The organism is Psychrobacter sp. AOP5-GZ1-6 (genome assembly GCF_052376345.1).
Taxonomy (GTDB): domain Bacteria; phylum Pseudomonadota; class Gammaproteobacteria; order Pseudomonadales; family Moraxellaceae; genus Psychrobacter.
The window spans coordinates 26,434-37,727 of the sequence record NZ_JBQSVP010000023.1; the positions used below are offsets into that span (position 1 = coordinate 26,434).

Below are 11,294 nucleotides of genomic sequence, written 5' to 3' on the forward strand. Positions count from 1 at the left end.
GTAGCCAAACAAAGATCTATTTAGATAGATGATAAACTGGCTGAAAAACAAACTGACTCAGAAATGAATAAGCAAGCTTTACTTATTATTCATTGCTATATAGTCAGTAATGACAGTTCTAAATCGTTAACCAGTGATAGAAACAGGGTAAAAGACGTTAGGAAAGATATCTAATTAGAGTTTAGTATTGCAGAGTAGACGGTTTAACGGCCACTAGTTGAAATTTCTAATATAACCCTTCTTAGTAATGTATTGATCGATATCGTGCCGATATGTTCAGTTATTACTCGACTCATCCTGACCGTCACGCTTCTTTCTTAGTCACGGATGACTTAATGTAAAGCGTGGCGTATGGTTACTATCACATAGAAACAAATAAAAATTTACCTAGGATTATACGCTAAATTGACCTAAAATTGCCAGTCAGTAATTGAATTTACCTAATGTTTCCAGTGATTGAATCTACTAAAACTTATAGTTATAGCTTTTAGCCTTTGTCATTACTTATATGATATTTCAACGAATTTTTGTTTCGTTGTTGGTTTGTATGAATCCGTTCAAATTTTAAATCGCTTTTTCAACGGTATTTTTCTATTATGGCTTAAAGTGTGTTGTATATTCAATATGCTCAAATTTTTAAGAGTGATTTTTTACATTTATCTAATATTGTGTTTTATAAGGAATGTTATATGTGTGCTGTGCCTGTCATTATCCCGGCTGTTGATTTAAAAGATGGTAAATGTGTACGTTTAAAACAAGGTCGTATGGAAGATGATACGGTGTTCTCTGATGATCCAGTCGCCATGGCCGCACGCTGGGTAGATGAAGGTGCACGCCGGTTACATTTGGTTGATTTAAATGGCGCATTTGATGGTGTACCAGTGCATAGACAAGTGGTGAACGATATTACGAAAGCGTATCCAAACCTACCTATTCAATTAGGTGGTGGTGTGCGTAATATGAACACCATTGAGCAATATATTACCGCAGGTCTGACGTATATCATTATCGGTACGAAAGCTGTTGAAGATCCTGATTTCGTTGCGGAAGCTTGCCGCGAATTTGCTGGACATGTCATCGTTGGCATCGATGCTAAAGATGGTATGGTTGCTACCCATGGTTGGGCAAACGTTACTGATACCAAGGCGACTGAACTCGCTAAGCGTTTTGCGGATGTAGGTGTATCTTCAATCGTCTATACTGATATTGCCCGTGATGGCATGATGCAAGGCGTCAATGTAGAGCAAACGGTTAACTTGGCGCGCGAAGGCGGCTTACCGGTGATTGCTTCTGGTGGTGTGACTGATTTAAAAGACATCGAACTGTTAAAGCCGTATGGTGACTGTATTGAAGGTATTATCACTGGACGTGCTATTTATGAAGGAACGCTAGATTTAAGTGCGGCGCAGGCTTATCTCGATAGCTAATAAAAAGTAAAGACTTTAGATATGTCCTCATTTTTATTGCTATTTAGAGGACTTTGGCTTGATTTGAGGGCGTGTTTTAGTAAAAAATCAGTAAAACAGCAAAGGGTGCTTATGGCGGTTTGTTCTGACCATCAAAAAATACGCAGTTGCCTCAAAGTCTGGGGTCAGATGCTGTTGCTATTAAGCATCATTAGTTTGTGCCTCCCTATTCATGCCGCTGAAACCATCAGTGTGGATGATGCTGCTACGGTGCCCGAAGGGACTGAAGAAGTGGATGCTTCTGACAGTGACGCAAACAATAGTGAGTCAACGCCTGCTACAGCAAACAATCAGTTAACTGAAAGTGATTCAAATAATGGGCTAGACAGCGTTACTTTGGCGACTACGCCGGCACCAGTTGAGTCATCGCCCGTTATCAGTAATGAAAGTACGAATGATGCTCAAATTGAAACCACACCTGCGCCGCAAAAAGACAATGATATTCGGCAACGTATCAGTGGGATATTTTCAGAAATTGAGGGGTTGCAAGCAGTCAATGTTAGCGTTACCCAAGGAGTGGTTACGTTAACTGGTGAAACACCGAATGAGAAAAAAGCGCAACAAGCCATCAGTTTAACCAATCGTTTAACCGATGTGGTTACTGTTGAAGATAGAATTACTCGAACGCTTGATGTACAAGACAACGTATCCACCGTTTACCAAAGTCTCAAATCACAAACGAAAAATGTAGTCAAAGCCTTACCTTTATTATTGGTGGGTATTGTTTTATTTAGCTTGGTGACTTGGTTTGGTAGTTGGTTGTCCAATCGTCAAAAAATGTGGCAACGTCTAACCCCCAACCCATTTGTAGCTGAGTTACTCTCTCAAACTATTAAAATCATCTTTATTATTATTGGTTTGATTTTAGCGCTGAGCTTGATAGGTGCCGAAACCATTTTAAGTACACTGTTGGGTGGCGCTGGTGTTATTGGTATCGCAGTTGGTTTTGCGGTCAAAGACACTATTGAAAACTATATTGCTTCCTTAATGCTAAGTATTCGCCAGCCATTTCGTGCACGTGACTATGTCTTGATTAACAATCAAGAGGGTATTGTGGTACGCTTAACTTCGCGCGCGACGATATTGATGACTTTAGATGGAAATCAATTGCGTATCCCTAATTCAGAAGTTTTCAAAGGTACTATCCTCAATTACACCAAAAACCCTGAACGTCGCTTTACCTTTGAATTGGGCGTTGATGCCAATGACGACCCTCTTGCCGCCATCAAGGTAGGGACCGATGCAATATGTCAGTTAGGTTTTGCACTGGATAATCCAAAAGTTACTGCAGTTATTAAAGAAGTGGGTGATTCTAATATCATTTTGCAGTTTCAAGTCTGGGTAAATCAATTGGAATCTGACTTTTCCAAAGCTCGTAGTATTGCCATACGTGAAACCAAGCATGCGCTTGAAGATAATGGTTTTAGCTTGCCAGAGCCTATTTATCAGTTGCGATTTAATCATAAGTTAGAGCAAGCTTTTGCACACATGCAAGATAGCCATGAAAGTATTGGTGTGTCTGATAAGAGTACTACTTCAACCATTCCTGAGGCGGCAGATATAGGCAAAAATGAACAAAATGGCATTGATAGTAAAGATAAAAAGCTAGCAAAGGCACGTGCCAAAATTATTTTGCAAGGTCGCCGTGCTGATGAGGTGTTAGATACGAGCCCTGATGACAAGCTAATGGAAAAGGTTGAACAAGAGATTTCTGAGAATTCAGATGAGACGGATTTATTGAATAGTGAGAGCCCGCAAGAGTAGTTTGTAACAGCCAGCGAAAACTAGGCATAAAAAATGCAACAAAACATATATCTGACTATTAAAATATGGAACATTTTTATGCAAATTAAACATTTGATTATATTCGCGTTGATTGGTATCGTTGGACTATTTGGCTTTAATCTTATTAATAGCAAACAGCATGAGAAAAATAGAGAAGTTGTTGTTAGTAGCGTTACCGTTGGGAATAATGATACCAATACCAACATAGACAGTTCTGCTACAGACAGCACGGCAAGTAGCTCAGAAGATATCACTAGCCAACCTTTGGCTGAGCAGCCTAAAGCTATCCTCGATAGTGCTACGTCTCAGATAAATCAAGCTCAGCAAACCGAACAGAAAAATTTAGAAAATATGGATAGCGTTGCACAGTAACTAATCTGCACTGCGTAAATAAAAAGTAATTATATAAATAGCGCAGCACAAAAAAAGGCTAACGTCATCGTTAGCCTTTTTTATTATTCAAGTCTTTATTCAGATTAGCCTTTCTTATTGCCACCTTTGCTGCGGCTGCTACTTCTTTTTGCAGGGCTTTTCTTAGGCTGCTCCTTTTTAGCAGGCTGTTTTTTGGTCTGGTTCATAGCACTAGACTGCAGTTTTTCTTTTAGATCAAAATCAATCTGCAACAGGTCCATGTTGACTCCAGCAACTTGTACTTTCACCGAATCGCCAAGTCCAAATAGCGTGCCTTTATCCTTACCAATCAGCTGTTGCTGCTGTTCATCATAAACAAAGAAATCGTCACCGACGTTTGATATGTGCACCAAACCATCAATATATAAGTCAGTCAATGTTACAAATAGACCGAAGCTAGTAACCGTAGTGACTACTCCTTCAAACTCTTCGCCAACATGGTCTTTCATGTAATGACATTTGAGCCAAGACTCTACATAGCGAGATGCTTTTTCGGCACGACGTTCAGTATCTGAAGTTTGTGTACCAGCGCCTTCGAGAGAGAAGTCCATAACAGGCTGTTTGCTGTTGGTGACTTTAGCTTTAATCGCACGATGCAGCATTAAATCTGGATAACGGCGAATAGGAGAGGTAAAGTGGCTATATTCGTCATAAGCCAAACCAAAGTGACCAATATTGTCAGGTGCATAGTTGGCTTGCATCATTGAACGCAATAGCATGCTGTGTATGCTAATTGCATCAGGTCTGTCTTTGGTTGCTTCAATAATCCGCTGATAATCTGCTTGAGTTGGACTCTCTTCTGGGAATGGTAATCCAAAGTTTTTTGCATATTCATGAATACGCATTGACTTTTCACTGTCAGGCTTATCATGATTACGGTATAACACAGGCAATTCATGCTTGAGTGCAAAATTTGCCGCACAGGTATTGGCCAACAACATGCATTCTTCGATCAGCTTTTGAGAATCACCACGAGTACGCGGTAAAATATCTGCAATACCACCTTTTTCGTTGAATTTTATATACGTCTCAACGGTCTCAAACTCCATTGCATGGCGATCTTCACGTTTTTTAAGCAACAGCTCATACAGCTGATGTAGCGTATCGATAGATTTTTTAACGTCTTTGTTGCCCGTTAATGATTTAGGCAAACGTTTATCAGTCGGATTTACGAAGTAGTCATTTACTTGATTATAAGTCAAACGTGCTTGTGAGTGCATGACTGATGGATAGAACTCATATCCTGTGACCTTGCCTGCACGTGATATTTTGATATCAGCAACCATACATAAGCGATCAAGATCAGGGTTCAGTGAACATAGACCGTTAGATAGCACCTCAGGTAGCATCGGAATCACGCGATGCGGGAAGTATACTGACGTACCACGCTCATAGGCATCTTGATCAAGTGGTGAGTTCGGCGTCACATAATAGCTGACATCAGCAATCGCAACCACGACACGGTAATTACCACCAGAACGCTTTTCAGCGAATACAGCATCATCAAAGTCACGCGCATCTTCACCGTCAATAGTGACAAGCGGTAGATGACGTAAATCTGTGCGGTCTTTTATGTCTTTTTCAGTTGGCTCTTGATAGTCATTAGCTTGCTTCAGAGCAGCTTCACTGAAATCTGATGGAATGTCGTAGTTGAGCAGGGTAGTCTCAATAATCAATTCGCGGTCATTGTCGTCAGACAATACTTCAGTGATTTTACCGGTGGCAAACTCATGTTGGTTTGGCCAGTCAATGATGTCAACTTTAACAGGTGCGCCTTGCTTAGCGTTAAATGCCTGAACATTGTCATCAGTAACCGTGATTGGCTGATGATTATTTGGACTACCAAGCTCAACGCAGTAGCCATCATCATCACGGGCAAGTGTACCAATAAAGTTGTTTTGGCGACGTTCCACGATATCAACAATACGCCCTTCAGTACGCCCACGGTTGTCCGTTGATGTACCGACGGCTTCGACAGTGTCACCATTAAATACCCAACGCATTTGTTTTTCATGCAAAAACAAATCTGGCATATCACTTAAAAGTACAAAGCCAAATCCTTTAGGATGAGCAGACACGGTGCCAGTGACGACATCTTGCTGAGTCACTGTACGATAGCGATAAGGACGACCTTCACGGTTTACCTGTCCATCACGTGCCATAGCTTTGAGACGATTACCCAAAGCATCAAACTGATCGGTATCATCAATATTAAAGGCTTTTGCTAACTGTTGATGAGTGACTTCGCCGTGCTCAGTAATCGTACTAAGTATTAGTTCACGACTAGGGATGGGGTTGTCATATCTTTTTGCCTCACTTGAGGCGTTTGGGTCATTCCAACTCATAAATTACCGTATCTATTTTTAAAATTATTAATAAGGGCTATCTTAACACGAACGACGTTGTAATATCTTGCGTCAATTGTTGTATGTGTATTCATTAGCAAGGAGCCATTACCTCTATGAGGCAACAGCAGTTTGGATAAATCAAAGATCGATATCAACCGTGTTTGATTTATCGGTTATCTTTTTACTGTTTATTTCTTTTGATACTTCTAGCACAGTGGTTTGATTAGATTTATCAAGGTATTTTTGTGCTTTATCAACTTCGCTAGTCAAGGTATTGACCGTTTGTTTCATATTCTCTAGTGCTTCGATTTTATAGTTGCTAATCATATCCATCGTGTCATAGACATTGTTAAAAGCATTTTGCAACTTATCAAGTTCAATGCTGCTGCTGGTCGCTTGCTCATGGATTTCACCTGACTGGCGTTTGAGCATTGCTGAGGTTGATTCAATCAAGCTACTGGTCGTTTTATTCAACGCAGTGATTTGATCGAGTACCAGTTTTTGATTGGTCATCGCTTGAGCTACGACGACAGCCGTGCGTAATGCTGATACCGTTGTCGTGGTTGCGCGATCGACACCCTTAATCAGCTCTAAGTTATTGCGACGAATGGTATCAAGCGCTAAATACCCTTGTACATTAACGGCCAGCTGGGTCAAAAAATCTGTATTTTTTTGACGGACATAAAACAACATTTCTTCTTTAATAATACGAGCTTTCTCAGGATCAGTCGCTTCTATCGCATAGACTTTTTGCTCTAGCTGCTCATCAATCTTTTTGCCAACGTAGACATACTGACGAATAGATTGCATCAGCTCCCACATATTGACTTTTTCTTGTTCAATCATTGCATTGTCTTTGAGCAATTCATCTTTACCATTATAGAGACTGGTAACAACGGCATTGATATGAGACTGTGCGGATTCATATTGGCGGAAGTAGTCTTGTACTTTATTACCGAACGGAATGAGACCAAACAGCTTACGTGAACTGGTCAGCTCTTTTTTGCTAGGATCTAAGTCTTCGACAATCCCGCGCAGTTCCGTTAGTGAGTTAGCGATAGGGGAGTTATCAAACAAGCTATCATTGAGACTTTTTGCCGGCAAATCTAACATACGGTTAGAGACTTGTGCTGACTCTCGAATCTCTTTGGTACCTAAATTGTGAATAGATTGCACGTTTTGTCGAAACTCATCGCTGTGCACAGAGTTAGTAAGTACATGGTCTACAAAAGCATCAACTTTGGCATCGAGCTCCGGAATCTGGCTTTCATCCAACTTGACCATCTGATCTGCTTCACTTTTTTGTATCTCTTTCACAGGTTCAGGTGCAGTTAAAGAAATACTTGGAGTTTTTGCGTTTTCTGGTGGGGTCAATTCTTGCATGAAGTTTCCTGTAATATCTAAAAGGGACAGTGTTTTTGGTCAATAGCTATATAAAGCGGTAACCGTAAAAAACATTGATAGTAAATGGATATTCTTATGCACTCGGTTATTCTTATTAGAATAGTATAAATGCGGTGCAGCAGAGCTTTAGATTAACGGGTAATGAACGAGTTGAGAAGATAGGTTTTGTAAAGTGGCGTCGACTTATTATATTAAAAAATGGCTATTAACAGGCTTAAATATTAAAAAACCATCAATATCCCGCAGCATATTGATGGTTGAGATTATAAGTATCTACATCGACTAACAGCCACCACTAAAACAATCTACAAAACAGATTATTTTTTCTTAGTTGGTCCAAGCAGCATACCCATTTGACGACCTTCCATCTTAGGATACTGCTCAACGTTAGCAATCTCAGCAGTGTCTTCGATAATACGATCTAGCTGCTTACGACCAATCTCTTGGTGCGCCATTTCACGGCCACGAAAACGAATACTGATTTTAACTTTGTCTTGGTTTTCTAAAAAGCTGAAGATTTTTTTCAGTTTGACCTGATAATCAGCTTCTTCAGTACTAGGACGCAGTTTCATTTCTTTCAGCTGAGTTTGCTTTTGGTTCTTTTTAGCTTCTTTCGCCTTTTGCTTCTGATCATAGAGGAAATGCTTATAATCCATGATTTTACACACAGGCGGCTTGGCATCTGGAACCAATTCGACCAAATCTAGATTGTCTTCACGTGCCGCTTTCATCGCGGTTTCGATATCGACCACGCCCATTTGTTCGCCGTCTTCTTTGACGAGACGGACTTCTTTGACATTGATATCTTCGTTGATGTTCAAACGGTTCGACTGTTTAATAGGTATTACTCCTCATCTGTTTTTGGGGTCTGTCGGCCTTTTTCAGCGACAGCTGTCTGTACTAATGTAATAAATTTAGAAATACTCATTACGCCAAGATTCTCACCTTCACGCGTACGGACGTTGACACTGCCCGATTCGACTTCTTTATCCCCTAATACTAGCATATAGGGAATACGTTCTAATGTTTTCTCTCGTATCTTAAATCCAATCTTTTCGTTACGCAAGTCACTAATAGCACGTAAACCTGCATTTTTTAGTTCACTGACTACATTTTCACAAGCATCGGCCTGTTTATCTGTGATATTCATGACTACAATTTGTTGTGGTGCTAGCCATACGGGCATCCAACCGGCATAGTTTTCAATCAATATGCCGATGAAACGCTCGAACGAACCCAATATCGCACGGTGTAGCATGACAGGTACTTCGCGTTCATTCTGCTCATTTACAAATTCAGCATCAAGGCGCTCAGGCATGTTTGGATCAACTTGAATAGTACCGCATTGCCATATACGACCTAACGAGTCTTTTAGACTGAATTCAATTTTTGGGCCATAGAAGGCACCTTCACCGGGTAGATAGTCCCAGTCAAGGCCTGAACTATCTAGCGCGTCGGCCAACGCTTTTTCAGCAAAATCCCATGATTCATCACTACCGACACGTTTTTCAGGACGGGTTGAAAGCTTCATGATGATGTGATCAAAACCAAAGTCTTCATAGACAGCAAGCGTGAGCTTAATAAAGTCAGCAACTTCTTGTTGAATTTGCGCTTGGGTACAAAAAATATGCGCATCATCTTGCGTAAAGCCACGAACACGCATTAGACCATGTAATGAACCTGATGGCTCGTTACGATGACAAGAACCAAATTCTGCCATACGTAAAGGCAAATCACGGTAAGATTTCAGGCCTTGGTTAAATACTTGCACATGGCAAGGGCAGTTCATAGGTTTTACGGCATAATCACGGTTTTCACTCGAAGTCGTAAACATATTGGTTGCATAGTTACCCCAATGACCAGAACGTTCCCACAAGCTACGATCCACGATTTGTGGTGTTTTAATTTCTTCATAGCCATTATCATGCTGTACTTTACGCATATATTGTTCAAGCACTTGGTAAATGGTCCAACCATTCGCATGCCAAAATACCATGCCTGGTGCTTGCTCTTGCATGTGAAACAGGTTTAACGCTTTACCAATTTTACGGTGGTCGCGTTTTTCTGCTTCTTCAATACGCTGGATATAGGCCTTTAGGTCTTTTTTATCAGCCCACGCTGTACCATAGATACGTTGCAGCTGCTCGTTTTTGGCATCACCGCGCCAGTATGCACCCGACATTTTGGTCAGTTTAAATACTTTTAAGAAGCGCGTGTTTGGTACGTGCGGGCCACGGCACATATCGACGTACTCTTGATGATGGTACAGACCAAAGGCTTCTTCACCCGGCATATCGTTGATTAATTTAAGCTTATAGTCCTCACCGCGCTCTTCAAATATCTTGATCACTTCATCGCGCGGTGTCATTTTTTTGATGACATCATAATCTTGTTTGATCAGTTGCATCATGCGTTTTTCGATGGCTTCCATATGCTCAGGGGTAAACGGCGTCTCGCTATAGATGTCGTAATAAAAACCATCTTCGATGACCGGTCCGATGACCATTTTTACCTCTGGGTAGAGCTGTTTTACTGCATGACCTAACAAGTGGGCGCAGGAGTGGCGAATGATATCGACACCGTCAGCGTCTTTTGGCGTCACGATTTCAACTTTGGCATCATGGGTGATCGGATCGTGTGCATCGACTAATTGACCATCAACGCGCCCAGCGACCGTCGCTTTGGCAAGTCCTGCACCAATACTCTGCGCCACTTCCATGACGGTGGTATTGCCTTCAAAGTTTTTTACGCTACCATCTGGTAAAGTAATCGCTACCATAATCTATTCACCTTTTTGGATCCGTTGGCAGTGATGATTGCAACCATCAATCATATAACCGTAAGACCGCATCAATTATATCTAACTGCTGTGATATGTTAAGAAAAGTACCACCCAAAATACTAAGTTGAGACGATATTAATAGCATGCTTTTGGCCACTTTATCTAAAGGCTCACTTTAGCATTACAAGGTAGTGTCATAAAAGCCACTATTATAGCAAACACTGCCTAGCAACACTAGGTTGGAGAATATAGATACAAAGTGACAAAAGTATTATAACAAGCGATGTCAGCACGGTGACTGTTTAAGTATCGATGCAGCACTTGTTAAGTATCGATGCAGCACTTGATGCTTCAAAGTTACCTAATTACCGATGCTATAGTCGATACACTCTAAAAATGTCATAGCGCTACTGGGATGAATGTTGCGCAGCCTCTGGGAACGCAGCACGCAAGTAAAATTTATACCAGTGGCGCGTTTAAATCCATAACAGTTTTACATTCAGCTAACTATATGAAAAATAACGTCTTATCTCGCTGCATCATGTTCATATCGGATTGACTATATAAGTATTTATTAAGCAGATATCAATAGGTAATAGATAACGCCAATTTTGCTACCACTATATAACTAATGAAGTGATGATGGTTTAAGTCGCAGCGCCGTCCTAAAAAGTTTTTTCGCTAACATATTGAAAATACTAGTCTATTTTATGTTTGTTGAAATTAATTAAAAAACTTGTCAAAAAGCAGTTGACACCCGTCAGAAACTCTCTATAATACGCACCTCATCAGGACGAGCCAAGCATTACTAGGGTGAATTACATAGTAACAACGCAGCGAACCTTGAGAAACAAATTATAAAAAAAGCTTGACAAACCAAATCGTTATGATATGATAGTCGGCTCGCTAATAACGATAAGCACATTGCTTAGTTATTAGATATATAACTCTTTAACTGGACGACAGTGAAGAGACACTATTTAAAAGCACAACTAAAGAACAACTTGTGTGGATTTTTGCTGATATAGAATGCTAAAAAATAAAGTTGGTTTTGACTTCTTTTCGGGAGTTAATTCTAACTATAAAAATTATCATTTA

Annotated in this window: 7 protein-coding genes; 3 read left to right on the top strand and 4 right to left on the bottom strand. The window is 40.5% G+C overall.

What is annotated here, in order from left to right:
* The first annotated feature begins 689 nt into the window (after positions 1-689).
* The 3 genes from hisA to ACT3RN_RS05155 all read left to right on the top strand — a co-directional run bounded on the left by hisA (position 690) and on the right by ACT3RN_RS05155 (position 3,623).
* Positions 690-1,427, top strand: coding sequence for a 1-(5-phosphoribosyl)-5-[(5-phosphoribosylamino)methylideneamino]imidazole-4-carboxamide isomerase (gene hisA, locus ACT3RN_RS05145; protein WP_442061875.1), 738 nt, complete (start codon positions 690-692; stop codon positions 1,425-1,427).
* A 111-nt stretch (positions 1,428-1,538) separates the two neighbouring features.
* On the top strand, positions 1,539-3,230 hold the full coding sequence (locus tag ACT3RN_RS05150) for a mechanosensitive ion channel domain-containing protein (RefSeq protein ID WP_442061878.1): 1,692 nt from the start codon (positions 1,539-1,541) through the stop codon (positions 3,228-3,230).
* A 78-nt stretch (positions 3,231-3,308) separates the two neighbouring features.
* On the top strand, positions 3,309-3,623 hold the full coding sequence (locus ACT3RN_RS05155; RefSeq protein WP_192519591.1) for a hypothetical protein: 315 nt from the start codon (positions 3,309-3,311) through the stop codon (positions 3,621-3,623).
* 104 nt (positions 3,624-3,727) lie between these two features.
* On the opposite strand, the gene rnr is transcribed toward ACT3RN_RS05155, so the two are convergent.
* From rnr to thrS, 4 genes are all read right to left on the bottom strand, one after another.
* The gene (gene rnr, locus ACT3RN_RS05160; protein ID WP_442061881.1) at positions 3,728-6,007 is read right to left on the bottom strand and encodes a ribonuclease R; all 2,280 of its coding nucleotides are present in this window, start codon (positions 6,005-6,007) and stop codon (positions 3,728-3,730) included.
* Positions 6,008-6,148: 141 nt separating this feature from the next.
* Complete coding sequence (locus tag ACT3RN_RS05165; RefSeq protein WP_192519593.1) at positions 6,149-7,393, bottom strand: toxic anion resistance protein; 1,245 nt, start codon at positions 7,391-7,393, stop codon at positions 6,149-6,151.
* Positions 7,394-7,731: 338 nt separating this feature from the next.
* Complete coding sequence (infC, locus tag ACT3RN_RS05170) at positions 7,732-8,235, bottom strand: translation initiation factor IF-3 (protein ID WP_192519594.1); 504 nt, start codon at positions 8,233-8,235, stop codon at positions 7,732-7,734.
* Between the two features lie 23 nt (positions 8,236-8,258).
* Positions 8,259-10,193 carry a threonine--tRNA ligase gene (gene thrS, locus ACT3RN_RS05175; RefSeq protein ID WP_442061884.1) on the bottom strand — a complete coding sequence of 645 codons (1,935 nt, stop codon included), beginning with the start codon at positions 10,191-10,193 and terminating at the stop codon, positions 8,259-8,261.
* Positions 10,194-11,294 lie beyond the last annotated feature (1,101 nt).